At 75.6% G+C, this 14,568-nt stretch carries 11 protein-coding genes; 7 read left to right on the forward strand and 4 right to left on the reverse strand.

The genetic code is table 11. The annotated features are described in order from the left end of the window. Positions 1-3 precede the first annotated feature (3 nt). The 5 genes from ACP7TJ_RS11145 to ACP7TJ_RS11165 are packed head-to-tail and all read left to right on the forward strand — an operon-like array spanning position 4 to position 5,652. Positions 4-1,350 (forward strand): O-antigen ligase family protein, encoded by a 1,347-nt coding sequence (locus ACP7TJ_RS11145; RefSeq protein ID WP_367487988.1) that lies wholly within the window; start codon positions 4-6, stop codon positions 1,348-1,350. Beyond that, entirely contained in the window at positions 1,347-3,095 is a 1,749-nt protein-coding gene (locus tag ACP7TJ_RS11150; protein WP_427762991.1) for a lipid II flippase MurJ, read from the forward strand. The genes ACP7TJ_RS11145 and ACP7TJ_RS11150 overlap by 4 nt, the downstream gene beginning before the upstream one ends. Next, the gene (locus ACP7TJ_RS11155) at positions 3,079-3,846 is read left to right on the forward strand and encodes a polysaccharide deacetylase family protein (protein ID WP_427762993.1); all 768 of its coding nucleotides are present in this window, start codon (positions 3,079-3,081) and stop codon (positions 3,844-3,846) included. Before ACP7TJ_RS11150 ends, ACP7TJ_RS11155 begins: the two co-directional genes overlap by 17 nt. Position 3,847: 1 nt before the next feature. Beyond that, positions 3,848-5,005 (forward strand): glycosyltransferase, encoded by a 1,158-nt coding sequence (locus ACP7TJ_RS11160; protein ID WP_167741795.1) that lies wholly within the window; start codon positions 3,848-3,850, stop codon positions 5,003-5,005. Beyond that, on the forward strand, positions 5,002-5,652 hold the full coding sequence (locus ACP7TJ_RS11165; protein WP_093767276.1) for a lipopolysaccharide biosynthesis protein: 651 nt from the start codon (positions 5,002-5,004) through the stop codon (positions 5,650-5,652). The genes ACP7TJ_RS11160 and ACP7TJ_RS11165 overlap by 4 nt, the downstream gene beginning before the upstream one ends. A gap of 32 nt (positions 5,653-5,684) precedes the next feature. Here ACP7TJ_RS11165 and ACP7TJ_RS11170 read toward each other — a convergent pair whose 3' ends face one another. After that, positions 5,685-7,007: a glycoside hydrolase family 26 protein gene (locus tag ACP7TJ_RS11170; protein WP_427762995.1), complete on the reverse strand. Its 1,323-nt coding sequence runs from the start codon at positions 7,005-7,007 to the stop codon at positions 5,685-5,687. A 169-nt stretch (positions 7,008-7,176) separates the two neighbouring features. Between ACP7TJ_RS11170 and ACP7TJ_RS11175 the strand changes: the two genes are divergently transcribed. Further along, positions 7,177-8,433, forward strand: coding sequence for an ATP-grasp domain-containing protein (locus tag ACP7TJ_RS11175; protein WP_167741797.1), 1,257 nt, complete (start codon positions 7,177-7,179; stop codon positions 8,431-8,433). Positions 8,434-8,435: 2 nt separating this feature from the next. Then, positions 8,436-9,701, forward strand: coding sequence for an NAD(P)-binding domain-containing protein (locus ACP7TJ_RS11180; protein ID WP_093767298.1), 1,266 nt, complete (start codon positions 8,436-8,438; stop codon positions 9,699-9,701). A gap of 101 nt (positions 9,702-9,802) precedes the next feature. On the opposite strand, the gene ACP7TJ_RS11185 is transcribed toward ACP7TJ_RS11180, so the two are convergent. From ACP7TJ_RS11185 to ACP7TJ_RS11195, 3 genes are all read right to left on the reverse strand, one after another. Then, the gene (locus ACP7TJ_RS11185) at positions 9,803-10,723 is read right to left on the reverse strand and encodes a chaplin (protein ID WP_246532004.1); all 921 of its coding nucleotides are present in this window, start codon (positions 10,721-10,723) and stop codon (positions 9,803-9,805) included. Positions 10,724-10,902: 179 nt separating this feature from the next. Further along, complete coding sequence (locus ACP7TJ_RS11190; protein ID WP_093767272.1) at positions 10,903-11,802, reverse strand: ABC transporter permease; 900 nt, start codon at positions 11,800-11,802, stop codon at positions 10,903-10,905. Then, the gene (locus ACP7TJ_RS11195) at positions 11,799-14,444 is read right to left on the reverse strand and encodes an alpha/beta fold hydrolase (protein ID WP_427762998.1); all 2,646 of its coding nucleotides are present in this window, start codon (positions 14,442-14,444) and stop codon (positions 11,799-11,801) included. Before ACP7TJ_RS11195 ends, ACP7TJ_RS11190 begins: the two co-directional genes overlap by 4 nt. Positions 14,445-14,568: the final 124 nt, after the last annotated feature.

The raw sequence follows: 14,568 nt of genomic DNA on the forward strand, positions 1-14,568 counted from the left end.
CAGGTGAGCCACGTCCCCGTACTGCCTCTGCCGCGCCGGGCCGCCCGGTTGGCGCCGGTGCTGCCCCTGGTGGCGGTGGTCGCGCTGCTGGGCCTGCCGGTCGCGGGCGACGGCGCGGGACCGGCCGACGCGGTGTCCGCGCTGGCGGTGGGGTACTGCGTGATCCTGCTGCTGCGGGAGCGGCGGCGTCCGTTGTCGCCGCGCGCGGCGGTGGTGCTGGGACTGCCCGTGGCGGGGCTCGCGGTCGCCGCCATGGGCGCGGCCTCGCCGGCGGCGGGGCTCGGCGGGATGGCCCGCTATCTGCAGGTGTTCGTGCTGGTCCCGGCGGCCGTGCTGGTGCTGCTGCGCGGGCGGGCCGACTTCCGCCTGCTGGCCTGGTCGTTCGTGGGGCTGGCGCTGTGGCAGGGGGCTGTCGGCGTGCACCAGTACGTCACCGCGACCGGCGCCTCCTACCAGGGCGAGACCGTCCGCGCGGTGGGCACCTTCGGGGCGCAGGACGTGATGGGCATGGCCACGGCGGTGGCGCTCGGCGCGGTCTGCGCGACCGGTCTTGCGCTGGGCCGCACCCCGGCGTGGCAGCGGGCGGCGGCCGCCGGGTGCGCGGCCGTGCTCCTGGTGCCGCTGGCGGTGTCCTTCAGCCGGGGCGCCTGGATCGCGACCGCCCTGACCTGCGCGGTGCAGCTCGCGCTGGCGGGGCTGCGGCGGGCGCTGAAGGTGGGGGCGGCCGTGGTCGCGGCGGGGGTGATCCTCGTGGGCGGTTTCGGGGTGGGCACGGCGATGCTGCAGGAGCGGATCGACAGCATCACGCAGGTCGCCGACGCCCCCGACCAGTCCGTGGTCGACCGGTACACGCTGTGGGCGTCCGCCGTCGGCATGTGGCGCGAACAGCCGCTGACCGGGGTGGGGTTGAAGAACTTCCCCGAGTACCGCGACGGGCACGCCACGCTCGCGCTGTCCTCGGGCAGCGACATCGAGGGCGCCGGGGAGACGTACCACAAGCAGGCGCTGCTCTCCCCGCACAGCATGTATCTGCTGGTGCTCAGCGAGCAGGGGCTGCTCGGCTTCTGCACGCTCGTGGGGAGCTGGCTGGCGCTGCTGGTGTGCGCGGTGCGCGCGCTCGGGCGGGCGCGCCGCGACGGGTCCGGCCTCGACTGCGCGCTGATCGCCTGCGGCCTGCTGCTGTGGCAGCTCGTCGACTACGTGTACGGCGACATCGGCGGCCCGTCGACCGTCCTGACCGGGGTCGCCCTCGGCCTGACGGCGTGGTGGGGGCTGACGGAGCGGGCCGCCGCGGGCGCGGCCCGCCGGGACACCTTTCCCGGCCGTGTCGAGGAGGCGGTGGCCCGATGACGTCCTTCCCTCACCAGGCCACGGGCACCGCGCCCGGCCCCCGCACGGAGAGCGTCCCGTCCCGCGCGAGGGCCCGCACCGCGGACGCGCCCCGCCCGCAGGGCGACCGCCCCTCCCCCGGTGCGCAAGGGCAGGGAGAGCCGAACCCCTCCCGCCGTTTCCTCGCCCGCGCCGCGCTCCTCACCGCCGCGTTGTCCATCGCCGGGTCCCTGCTCGGACTGGTCCGGGACCAGTCGCTGGCGCGGCTGTTCGGGGCGGGCAGCGACACCGACGCGTTTCTCGTCGCGTGGACCGTGCCGGAGATGGCGGCGACGCTGCTGATCGAGGACGGGCTGGCGATCGCGCTGATCCCGGCGTTCAGCATGGCGCTGGCCCGGCGTGCGCGGGGCGTCCCCGGCGACCCGGTGCGGGAGCTGGTGCGGGCCACGCTGCCGCGGCTGTGCCTGGCGTTCGCCGCGGTGGCCGCGCTGGCCGCCGCGGGGGCGCCGTACCTGGTGGCCGTTCTCGCGCCCGGGCTGCCGGACCCCGGGCTCGCCGTGGACTGCACCCGGCTGACCGCGCTCAGCCTGCTGGCCTTCGGGCTGGCCGGGTACTGCAGTGCCGCGCTGCGGGCGCACCGCCGTTTCCTCGCCCCGGCGGCCATCTACGTCGCGTACAACACCGGGATCATCGCGACGATGTTCGCCTTCGGCGGCGAGTGGGGGGTGCGGGCGGCCGCGGCCGGGGTCGCGGTGGGCGGCTGTCTGATGGTGGCGGTGCAACTGCCGTCGCTGTGGCGGCAGTTCACGTCCCGTACGCCCGCGCCGGCCACCGCCGTCGACGGCCCGGTGGACGAGGAGCGGCCGGTGCGGCTGGCGCTGATCGCCGCCGTGCTGCTGTTCGCGCTGTGCCGCCAGTCGCAGGTGCTGGTCGAGCGGTTCCTGGCGTCGTCGCTGCCCGCGGGCGCGATCTCGCACCTCAACTACGCGCAGAAGGTCGCGCAGATCCCGATGACCCTGTCGCTGATGGTGTGCACGGTGACCTTCCCGGTGGTGGCGCGGGCGCTCGCCGACGGGGACACCGCGCGGGCCCGCGCCCGGGTGCAGCGGGATCTGGTGCTGGCGTCCTGCGTGGTGCTGCTGGGCATGTGCGCGGTGGTCGCGTGCGCCCCGCAGATGATCGGACTGCTCTTCCAGCGCGGGGCGTTCACCGCGTCCGACACCGCCGCGACGGCGGACGTGATGCGGGTGTACGCGCTCGGCCTGCTCGGCCAGACCCTGGTGGGCGCGCTGGTCCGCTGCTACTTCTCGGCGGGCCGCGCCCGCTGGTACCCGCTGGGCGTGATGGGCGTGGGCATCGTCGCCACGTCCCTGATCGGCGCGCTCGCGGTGGGCCGCTGGGGGGTCGCGGGGATCGCCGCGGCCAACGCCGCCGGCATCACCGTCACCGCCGTCCTGCTGCTGACCGGCCTGCGCGCCGCCCCCGCAGGGGACGCGCCGGGCGCCGCGGCCGGCGTCACGGTGGGCGTCCGCCGGGTCCTCGCCGACCTGGGCCGTCCGGTCCTCGCCTCCGTCCTGGCCGTCGCCGCGGGGGTGTTCGCCGCGGGCCGGTTCGCCTCGCCCGTGGCGGCGCTCGCGGCCGGCTGCCTCGCCGTCACCGCCGTCTTCGTCCCGATCGCCCTGTCCGCCCTGGGCGTGGGCGCCGCGACCGCGCGGCGCTCCGTCCGTACCGTCACACGAAGGCTCACACATGGCCGCACCCGTTGAACCCCCGCTCGCCGACCCGACCCCGGCGGCGCGCCGCCCGGCGACCGTCCCCTGGGTGGCGATGTACCACTCGGTGGGCGACTGCTCCGACGACCCGTACCGCATCACGGTCACCCCGGACCGGCTGGAGCATCAGCTGACCTGGCTGCGCCGGCGCGGGCTGCGGGGCGTGTCCGTGGCGGAGCTGCTGGACGCGCGCGCCCGCGGCGAGGGCCGGGACCTGGTGGGCCTGACCTTCGACGACGGCTACACCGACTTCCTCACCGGCGCGCTGCCTCCGCTGCGACGGTTCCGGTTCAACGCGACCCTGTTCGTGCTGCCGGGGCGGCTCGGCGGCGACAACGCCTGGGACCCGCTCGGCCCGCGCAAGCCGCTGCTGGACGCGGACGGCATCCGGCGCGCCGCCGGGGAGGGCGTGGAGATCGGCTCGCACGGGCTGACCCACGTCGACCTGACCCGCGCCGACGACGCGCTGCTGGCCGCCGAGGTGACGGGGAGCCGCGCCCGGCTCGCCGAGCTGACCGGCGCTCCCGTGGACGGCTTCTGCTACCCGTACGGCACGGTCGACGCGCGTGCCGTCGAGGCCGTGCGCAGGGCCGGCTACCGGTACGCCTGCGCCATCGACCCGGGCCCGCTGACCGGCCCGCACGCCCTGCCGCGGGCGCACGTCGGGCAGCAGGACACGGCGTGGCGGCTGCACCTGAAGCTGCGGCTGCACCGCTGGCGCCGCCGTCCGGTGGAGGGCGTGTGAGATGAGGGCGCTCCACATCATCACCGGTCTCGGCGTGGGCGGCGCCGAGCAGCAGCTGCGGCTGCTGCTGCGTCATCTGCCCGTCGACTGCGACGTGGTGACGCTCACCAACCCGGGCCCGGTCGCCGAGGGACTGCGCGCCGACGGGGTGCGGGTGCTGCACCTGGGCATGGCGGGCAACCGCGACGTGGGCGTGCTGCCGCGTCTGGTCCGGGTGATCCGCTCCGGCCGCTACGACCTGGTCCACACCCACCTGTACCGGGCCTGCGTCTACGGCCGGCCGGCCGCGCGGATGGCGGGGGTGCGGGCGGTCGTGGCGACCGAGCACTCGCTGGGTGACTCCCAGATGGAGGGCCGCGCGCTCACCCAGGGCGTGCGGGCGCTGTACCTGGCGAGCGAACGGCTCGGCTCGGCGACGGTCGCCGTGTCCCCGACCGTGGCGGACCGGCTGAAGCGGTGGGGGGTGCCCGCTCCCCGGATCGAGGTGGTGCCGAACGGCATCGAGCTGGACCGCTTCCGCTTCGATCCGGAGCGGCGGGAGCGCACCCGCCGGCGGCTCGGCCTGCCGGACGGCGCGTTCGTCGTCGGCGGGGTGGGCCGGCTCGCCCCCGGCAAGCGGTTCGACGTCCTGGTGCGGGCGCTGGCGCGGCTCCCGGAGGACTGCTGGCTGCTGCTGGTGGGCGGCGGACCCGAGGAGCATGTGCTGCGCCGCACCGCCCATGAGGCCGGGGTGTCCGGGCGGGTGCTGTTCACCGGGGAGCGGCCCGCCGTGCCCGACGGCTCCCCCGGCCCCGACCTGCCCTCGCTCACCTCGGCGATGGACCTGTTCGCCTCCCCGTCCACGGAGGAGGCGTTCGGGCTGGCGGCGGTCGAGGCGCTGGCCGCCGGGCTGCCCGTGCTGCACGGATCCTGCCCGGCGATCGAGGACCTGCCGCCGGACGCCTCCGCCGGCGCGCGCCGGGTGCGCGGTGGCCCGGAGGCGTACGCCCGGGCGATCGCCGAGGTCCGCACGGCGGGCCCGGCCCCGCGCACGGCCGCCGAGGCCGCCCGCCACTACAGCATCACCCGCAGCTCGGCCCGCCTCATGGACGTGTACGCGGCCGCCGTGGCCGGCCGCCCCTCCCCGTCCCTCCACGTCAAGGAAGCACCGTCCTCATGACCGACACCCCGACCCGTCTGCGCCTTCCGTCCCTGGACCGTGTCAGAAGGCTGCCGGCCTGGTCCGCGCTGGTGGCGGGCACGCTGCTCGGCGCTCTCTCCGGCGGCGCGTACGGCCTGCTCACCCCGCCCGAGTACACGGCCACCAGTTACGTCGTGGCCGTCCCCACCGACCAGGCCACCCCGGAGTCGGCGCGCGGCTTCGCGCAGGCGTACGGGCGGGTGGCCACCCAGCTCGCGGTGCTCGGGGACGCGCAGGTGTGGGCCGGTGTGCCGGTGCGCACCTTGCGGGACAGCGTGCGCACGGCGACCTCGCCGGACGCGCCGATGGTGTCCGTCACGGCCGTCTCGGAACGGCCCGGGACGGCCGTCGACATGGCGAACGCGGTGGCGCGGGCGCTGACCCGGCACGCGGAGGACACCAAGGACAGCACCCGGGTGCGGCTGGTGCAGTTCTCCCGCGCGGTGAAGCCGTCCGCGCCCGCCTCCGCGTCGCCTGTCGTGACCGCCCTGGTCGGGGCGAGCGCGGGCGGGCTGCTGGGCGGCCTGGCGCTGCTGGCCCGGCCCCGCCGCGGCGGCCGCGACGGGGAGCCCGCGCCCAGCGCCTCCGTGCCCGGTCCGGCCTCCGCCGCCGACGTGCCGCGGTGACGGCGGCGAGCCCGGCCCGGGCGGTCCCGGCGTCATCCGGAGCGCGTCCACCAGTCGAGGCGCAGGCACAGCTTCCCGCCGAGCCAGTGCTCCACCCAGCGTCCGAGGTCCAGCGGCATGCAGTGCTCCGGCAGCTGCGGTCCCGAGGGCGGCTCGGCGGGCGCCGGGGTCTGCGGGTCCTCGGGCGTGCGGCCGTGGAGGGCGTTGCGGAAGACGCGGGAGGAGTCCGGGTTGTCGTCGCACTGCCAGACGCCGTGCGGGCAGTAGTCGGTCACCGTGTGGTAGAGCGGCCGGTGCTGCTGCATCCAGGCGAGCATGCGGCGCATGTACTCGGGATTGTCCCCGTTGCGGAAAAGCCCCCATTCCGGATAGGCGATGGGCTTTCCGTGCGCCTTGGCGAAATCGACGTGCGCCTGAAGTCCGTAGGGCTCCTTGACCTGTTCGTCGAAGGACATTCCGCGCGGCTGGTCGTAGGAGTCCATTCCGATGATGTCGACGGTGTCGTCGCCGGGATAGCACGTGGTCCACGGCACGGCGTCGCGGCCCCGGTTGGGCGTGAACTCGAACCGGAATTTCTGGCCGGGGACGGAACGCATCGTGGTGACGATGCGGTTCCAGTACTTCTTCCAGTTCTCCGGGTCGGGTCCGCAGCGGTGGGTGTAGGTGACGCCGTTCATCTCCCAGCCGAGGACCAGGACGGTGTCCGGGATCTTCAGGGCGACGAGCCGCTCGGCGAGGGCGCGGAAGTGGTGGTCGAACTCGCCGGCCGCACCGCGCCGCAGCAGCTCGCGGACCTCCTCGTCGGGCACGCCCGCCTCGTTGCGCTCCTGGAGCGGGACGTTGAGGACGAGCATCCGTTTGGCGTCGGCGTTGCGCCAGTCCGCCCACGCCTGGAGGAAGCCGACGTCGCCCTCGATGTCCCTCCAGTGGTTGCCGGGCAGGTAGGTGTGGCCCACGCGCAGTTCCGCGCCGCCGAGCCAGCGGCTGAGCTGCTCCATCCGCTCCACGCCGCGCTCGTCGGAGGCGAGGAAGGCGCCGAACGGGGGCACGCCCTTCGCGGGGGCGGGCACGGACGGCGGCCGCACCGCCGGGACGGCGGGAAGCTCGGGCACGGACACGGCCGGGATGTGGATGTCGGGGGTGGGGAAGGCCGACGCGGCGGGCTGGGCGCCCGGCGCGGGCTGGGCTCCGGCGGCCGGTGTGGGGCGCCCGGTGGGGCCCGGCAGCGCGGCCCCGGTCTCGTCCATGGGCACCGCCCCGGCCGCGGGGCCCGCCGCCAGGGCGGCCGACACGGCGACCGCCGCCGCGCCCACGGCCAGGGCGCGGGCCCGGACCCGCCTGTGCTGTGGGGCCATTGGCTGCTCCTCTTCTCACTCGCGTCCGTCTGCTGCCTGATGCCTCGCTGTTGACGGCCAGTCATATGAAGTCAGCCATACGAAATACGACAGTGCCACTGCCACTGCGGCTTTCGAGTGCCGTTCTCGCCCGTGTGGGTGAGACGGCGCCAGAAGAAAGTGAGAATGCGTGTCCCTGCTTGACACCCGGGTTCCCGCGGTCGTGCTGCGGATCGACCGGAATCCCTTTCACCACGGAACACTGGGCGCCGTCCGGTCGCTCGGCCGGGCGGGGGTGGACGTGCATGTCGTCGCCGACTGCACGGGAAGTCCCGTGGCCCGTTCGCGGTTCGTGCGCCGGCTGCACACCCCGCCGCCCCCGGACGCGTCCGCGGACGCGGTCCTCGCCGTGCTGCGCCGGGTCGCCGCCCAGGTGGGGCGTCCGGCCGTGCTGGTGCCGATGGACGACGCCACCGCGATCGCCGCGGCCCGGCTGCGGGAGGAACTGGTCCCCTCCTATCTGCTGCCGGTGATGCCGTCGGCGCTGCCCGAACGCGTCGCGGACAAGGCGGAACTGGCCGCCGTGTGCGCCTCGGTGGGCGTGCCGCATCCGCGCACGGAGGTCCCGGACACCCCGGCGCGCGCCGCCGAGGACGCGCTGCGGCTCGGGCTGCCGGTGGTCGCCAAGTGGAGCCGCCCCTGGCTGCTCCCGGCGGGCTCCGGGCTGCGCAGCACCCAGGTGCTGCACACCGCCCGCGAGGCGCGGGAGCTGCACGCGCGCACCGCGGAGGCGGGCAGCCCGCTGCTGCTCCAGGCGTATCTGCCGCCCGGCACGGACCGGGACTGGTTCTTCCACGGCTACGCCGACCGCACGGGCACCGTGCGGGCGGGCGGGCCGGGCCGCAAGCACCTGTCCTGGCCGCGCGGCGCGGGACTGACCGCGGTGGGCCGCTGGACGCCCAACTCGGAGGTGACCGCCCTCGCCGAGCGGATCACCGGCGAGCTGGGCTACCGCGGGATCCTCGACCTGGACTTCCGCCGCTGCGGCGCCACCGGCCGCTACCACCTCCTCGACTTCAACCCGCGCCCCGGCGCCCAGTTCCGGCTGTTCACCGACAGCGCCGGCCTGGACGTCGTACGGGCGCTGCACGCGGACCTGACGGGGCGTCCGCTGCCGGACGGCGATCCGGTGACCGGCAGGGCGTTCGTGGTGGAGAACTACGCGCCCCTCGCCGCGCTGCGTCCCGCGCCGGGCGGGCGCGAACTGGCCTGGTGGGCCGGCGACGACCGCGCCCCGGGCTGGGCGATGTGGGCCCTGTGGGCCCGTCATGTGTCCGGCCGGCTGCGCCGGCGGCTGGGCGCCGCGGCCGAGGTCCCGGCGCAGCGCCCCGCGCCCCGGGCTCACACGCCCTCCCTGACGACCGACAACGAGAAAGCGAGCAGCTGATGATGTACGACCTTCTGGTGGTGGGCGCGGGTCCGTACGGTCTGTCGATCGCGTCGCACGCGGCGGCCGCCGGACTGAACCTGCGTGTCTTCGGCAGGACCATGGCGTCCTGGCGGGACCACATGCCGTCCGGGATGTTCCTGAAGTCGGAGCCGTGGGCGTCCAACCTGTCCGACCCTGCGGGACGCTGGCGGCTCGAGGCGTACTGCGCGGAGCGGGGTCTGACCGCCCGTCACGCGCACCCGATCCCGGTGGAGGACTTCGCCTCGTACGGGCTGTGGTTCGCGCGCAACGCCGTGCCGGAGGTGGACGAGCGGATGATCGCGCGGGTGTCGTCGGGCCCCGAGGGCTTCAGCGCGGTCGCCGAGGACGGGGAGGTGCTGCACGCGCGGACGGTGGCGCTCGCGGTGGGCGTGATGCCGTTCATCGAGGTGCCGGCGGCGCTGCGCGGGCTGCATCCGACGCTGGTGACGCACAGCAGCCACCACAGCGACCTGGGCTCCTTCCAGGGCAAGGACGTCACGGTGATCGGCGGCGGGCAGGCGGCGCTGGAGACGGCGGCGCTGCTCGCCGAGCAGGGCACGCGGGTGCGGGTGCTGGCGCGGGCGGAGCGGCTGCGCTGGAACGACGTGCCGCCGCCGTGGGAGCGCCCGTGGTGGCAGTCGCTGCGCTCGCCGCACAGCGGTCTGGGGCCGGGCTGGCGGAACTGGTTCTACTCGGAGCGGCCGGGGCTGTTCCGGCGGCTGCCGGAGGCGACGCGGACGCGGATCGCGGCGACGGCGCTGGGTCCTGCGGGCGCCTGGTGGGTGCGGGAGCGGGTGGAGCGCGCGGTGGACCTGCTGCCGGGGCACGAGGTGACGGCGGCGGCAGCGGTGCCGGGCGGGCTGCGGCTGGAGCTGGCCGACGTGTCGGGCGCGCGGCGCACGATGGAGACGGAGCACGTCATCGCCGCCACCGGGTTCAAGGCGCACCGTGACCGGCTGGGGCTGCTGTCGGCGGAGCTGCGCGGCTCCCTGACGGCGCTGCCCGACGGGTCTCCGGTGCTGGACCGGGGCTTCGAGTCGTCCTACCCCGGGCTGTTCATGGCGGGGCTGGTGACGGCGTCCGGCTTCGGTCCGGCGATGCGGTTCGTGCACGGCGCGACCTTCACGGCGTCGACGCTGGTGCAGGGGGTGCGCAGGCGGCTGCGCTCGGCCCCGGTGCGCGGGACCGTGCCGGTGCCCGCGGGCTCCGGCCGCGGCGGCACGCCGGCCCCGGTGCGCGGCTGACGGCTGGTACGACGAAGCGTCCCCCGGACCGGACGGTCCGGGGGACGCTTCGTGCCGGGGGCGCGGACGCCGGGCGGGCGGGCCCTGCGTCCGCGGGGCCGTCAGCGGCGGGCGCCGACGCGGCCGCGGCGGTACAGCATGGCCCCGCCGGTGAGCAGCACGGCGCCGGCGGCGGAGGCGGCCATCAGGCCGTCGGTGCCGGTCTCGGCGAGGTGCGGCGGGCTGTCCGGGGTGTGGACGGCCGGCGGCTCGACGGGAGTCGGCGGCGTCTTCTCCTTGACGGGCGGCTCGGGCTTGTCCTTCTCGGGCGTCTTCTCCGGCTCCTTCTCCCCGTGGTGGTGGCCGGACTCGTTGACGCAGGTGTTGTCACTGGCCTCGTTGAACAGGCCGACGAGGTTGACGCTGTTGCCGCACGCGTTCACCGGCACGTGGACCGGCGCCTGGATGAGGTTGCCGGACAGCAGGCCGGGCGAGCCCTTGGCGGCGCCGACCGCGTGGGCCCCGCCGCTCTCGGAGTGCGAGACGCCCGAGGAGGCCTCGTGGTGGGGGTGCGCCGAGCGGTCCGAGGACTTCTTCTCGCCGTGCGAGCCCCCGGAGACGTTGGCGCAGGTGTTGTCGGAGGCGCTGTTGAGGCCGCCGCCGACGGTGACGTTGTTGCCGCACGCGTTCACGGGGGCGTGGACGGGCGCCTGCACGTTGTTCCCGGAGAGCACGCCGGGCGAGCCCTTGGCGCCGCCGGCCGCGTGCGCGCCGCCGGCCTTCTCACCGTGTCCCCCGGACTCGTTGACGCACGTGTTGCCGGACGCGCTGTTGAGAGCGCCCACGGCGGTGACGGTGTTGCCGCACGCGTTCACCGGCACGTGGACCGGCGCCTGCACGTTGTTCCCGGACAGCACACCGGGAGAATCCTCGGCACCGCCCCCCGCGAACGAGTCGGCGAGGGCGGGGGTTCCGTACAGGGACAGAATGCCCGTGGCGGCAGCGGCCGCCGTGAACACTCCCCTGCTCAGGGTCTGTCGCAATGTGGTGGTCTTCCTGCTTGAAGATTGGGAGGCCGGCCCCGGCATGGAGAGAGGCGGCCGAGGCCGCGCGTCACGGCCCCGGCTGCCCTGTGGCCTGTCTCCCTCTCCAACCCTGCTGCGCGGAATCGGTTGCGCAGGTTCACCCGGTCGGCCGCGTGACCGTCACCCGGGCCCGGGGGTCAGGACACCACGTCCTTGCGGGCGAACCCGCGGAACGCCAGTGCGAACAGCACGAGCGCGTACGTCACGGACACCGACGCGCCCTGGACCATGCCGGACCACTCCGGCGTGGGCTGGACGGCGTCCGCCCAGGCGAACTGCCAGTGGGCGGGCAGGAAGTGCCGCCAGTCGCCGAGGGCGGTGACGGCGTCCAGGACGTTGCCCACGATGGTCAGGCCGACGGCGCCGCCGACCGCGCCCAGCGGGGCGTCGGTGCGGGTGGACAGCCAGAACGCCAGCCCGGCGGTGACCAGTTGCGACACGAACAGGTACGCGACGATCACCACGAGCCGCCCGGCGGCGGTGCCCGGGTCGAGCGTGCCGCCGGTCGGGATGTGCAGCGGGCCCCAGCCGTAGGCGACGGTGCCGACGGCGAGCGCCACCACCGGCAGCAGCACCATCGCGGCGAGGCTCAGCCCCAGTCCGACGATCAGCTTGGACCACAGCAGCCGCATCCGGGGGACGGGCGCGGCCAGCAGGTAGCGCAGGGAGGACCAGCCGGCCTCGGAGGCGACGGTGTCCCCGCAGAACAGGGCGACCGGGATGACCAGCAGGAAGCCCGCCGACACGAAGAGGCTGACGGCGGCGAAGTTGGCCCCGGACGCGGTGGCCGTGTCCATCAGGTTGATCCGGGTGTTGCGGCCCTCGGGTTCGCCGCCGATCGCGAAGGCGGTCACCAGGACGAAGGGCAGCACGGCGAGGACCGCGCCCATGACGAGGGTGCGCCGCCGCTTGAGCTGGCGGACCAGCTCGACCCGCAGCGGCAGGGTGCGGCCGGCGCGGTAGCCGGCGGCGGTCCCGGCGGGGGCGGGCGGGCCGGGGGCCGTGGACTCCTCGGCCCGCTCGGTGAGCGCGCTCATGCGGATCCTCCGATCAGGGTGAGGAAGGCGTCCTCGAGGCGGCGGTGGGGGCCCACGGACGTCACGGGCACCTCCAGCCGGACCAGTTCCGCGATCAGCCGGGGGGCGGTGCCGTCGGCGCCGAGCCGGACCAGCAGCCCCTCGTCGGTGCGGACGGCGGACTCGACGCCGGGCAGCGCGGCGACCTTCTCGGCGAGGGGCTCCTCGACGGGCGTGACGGTGCCGACGAGGAGGGTGTCGCCGGAGCCGATGATGTCGTGCACCGGTCCGGCCTGGACGAGCCGGCCGCGGTCCATGACGACGAGGTGGGTGCAGGACTGCTCGACCTCCGCCAGCAGATGGCTGGAGACGATCACCGTGCGGCCGGCGGCCGCGTACCGGATCATCACCTCGCGCATCTCGCGGATCTGCGGCGGGTCGAGGCCGTTGGTCGGTTCGTCGAGGATCAGCAGGTCGGGCAGGCCGAGCATGGCCTGGGCGATGGCGAGGCGCTGGCGCATGCCCTGCGAGTAGGTGCGCACGGCGCGGGCGAGCGCGTCGCCCAGGCCGGCGATCTCCAGGGCCTCGTCGAGGTGGGCGTCCTCGGGCGGGCGGCCGGTGGCGGCCCAGTACAGCTCGAGGTTCTCCCGGCCGGACAGGTGGGGCAGGAAGCCCGCGCCCTCGACGAAGGCGCCGACCCGGGACAGCACGGGGGCTCCGGGGCGCACGGCGTGGCCGAACACCCGGATCTCGCCGTCGTCGGGCTTGATGAGGCCCATCAGCATGCGCAGGGTGGTGGTCTTGCCGGCGCCGTTGGGTCCGAGCAGGCCGAGCACCTGGCCCTTGTCCACCCGGAACGACAGGTCCCGCACGGCGTACCGGTCGGCGGAGCGGGCGTACCGCTTGCTCAGGCCGGTGATCTGGAGGGGGACGTCGGCCAGGTCCGGGTCGGGGGCCGGGGCGGCGGTGCGGCGGCGGCCGGTGAGCAGCAGCGCGAGGGCGGTCACGGCGCCGGTGACGGGCAGCCACACCACCCAGGCGGGCAGCGGGGCCTCGGCGGTGGTGACGCCGGGGGCGGTGGGCACCGTGAGGCCGCTCTTCAGGGACACGGTGTACGTCGCCGGGGCGGCCGGGGAGGCGTAGGCGAGGTCGGTGGAGGCGAGCACCAGGCGCAGCCGGTGGCCCTTGCGGACCTCGTGGTCGACGGCCGGGAGGGTGAGCTCGACGTCCTTGCCGGCGCGGGCGCCCTCGACGCGGACGGGGGTGACGAGCTGGGAGGGCAGCACCTGCTGCCGGCCGTCCGGGCCGACGTCGTAGACCTTGGCGAAGAGGACGGCGTCGTCGCTGGTGGATTTCACGCGCACGGTGACGGTCGGGGAGCCGGTGACGCGCAGGTCGCGGGTGACGGGGGCGGACTCGAAGCGGGCGTGCTGGCCCGGGAAGTCGAGGGAGACGCCGATGCCGAGGGAGGAGAGCTGGGAGAGGCCGCCGGAGCCGCCGATGCCGGGCAGGGCGGACACGGCGGGCGGGTTGGCGCCGGCCGGGTTGGCGAAGCGCTGCTCGCGGCCGGTCAGCTCGACGGTGCGCGTGCCGCTGTGCAGGCCGGGGTAGGCGTCGGCGCTCGCGCCGCGCAGCTGGGCCCGTCCGTCGGTGGAGTCGACGCCTCCGGTGCGGGTGACGCGGAAGGCGGGGCCGGTGTCGGCGCTCTCGTCACCCTTGAGGTAGCGGTCGAACCAGGCGCGGACGCGCTCGTGCAGGCGGCCGGTCTCGGGGTCGCCGCCGTCGTGGCCGCCGGCCAGCCAGTCGACGCCGACGGGGGCGCCGTTGGCGCGGATCGCCCGGGCGGCGGCGTCGGCCTGGCCGAGCGGGAACAGGGAGTCGGTCTGACCCTGCATCAGCAGGGTGGGCACGTCGATGCGGTCGGCGACGGCGGCCGGGGAGCGGGCTTCGAGGAGCGCCCGCGCCCGGGCGTCGGGCACGCCCGACTCGGCGACCCGCTCGTACATGGCGCACAGCTCGGGCTCGAAGCGGGCGCAGCCGCCGCCGGAGGTGACGAAGGCGCCCGCCCACAGCTTCTTGAACACGCCGTCGGGGAAGAGGGCCTCGGCGAGGTCGAAGTAGGTGATGGCGGGGGCGACGGCGTCGATGCGGTCGTCGTACCCGGCGCCGAGCAGGGCGATGGCCCCGCCGTAGGAGTTGCCGGCCATGCCCACGCGGGGGTCGCCGTCCTTGTCGAGGCGGACCTCGGGGCGTGCCGCCAGCCAGTCGACGAGCCGGGAGACGTCGGCGACCTCGCCCTCGGGGTCGTTCAGCCCGATCTTCCCGGTGGACCGGCCGAAGCCGCGCGCGGACCAGGTGAGGACGGCGTACCCGTCGCGGGCGAGGTCCTCGGCCTGCGCGCGGACGTCCTCCTTGCTGCCGCCGAAGCCGTGGCCGAGCAGCACGGCGGGGCGCCGGCCCTCGGGTCCCGCGGTGAAGAAGGAGGTGTCGATGCGCACCCCGTCGCCCGTGGCCATGACGCGGTCGGCGCGGCGCACCTCGGGCGCGTCGTCCGAGGCGACGGCGGTCCAGGTGCCGGCCCCGGCGAGCACGACGACGGCGGCCGCGGCGGCGAGGGCACGCCGGGGCCGCGGCCGCCTCAGGCGGGGCAGTCGAAGATCCATGCGTCAACCGTACGGGGTCCGCCTGTCGGTCCGTTGTCGACCGGAGACCGAACCGGGGGACCTCCCCGGGGTGTACGCGGGTGTGGCCGTGTACCGCGGCTGCGGTACACGGCCACACGTCCCC

This window comes from Streptomyces sp. DSM 41931, assembly GCF_050271085.1.
Lineage (GTDB): Bacteria > Actinomycetota > Actinomycetes > Streptomycetales > Streptomycetaceae > Streptomyces > Streptomyces albogriseolus.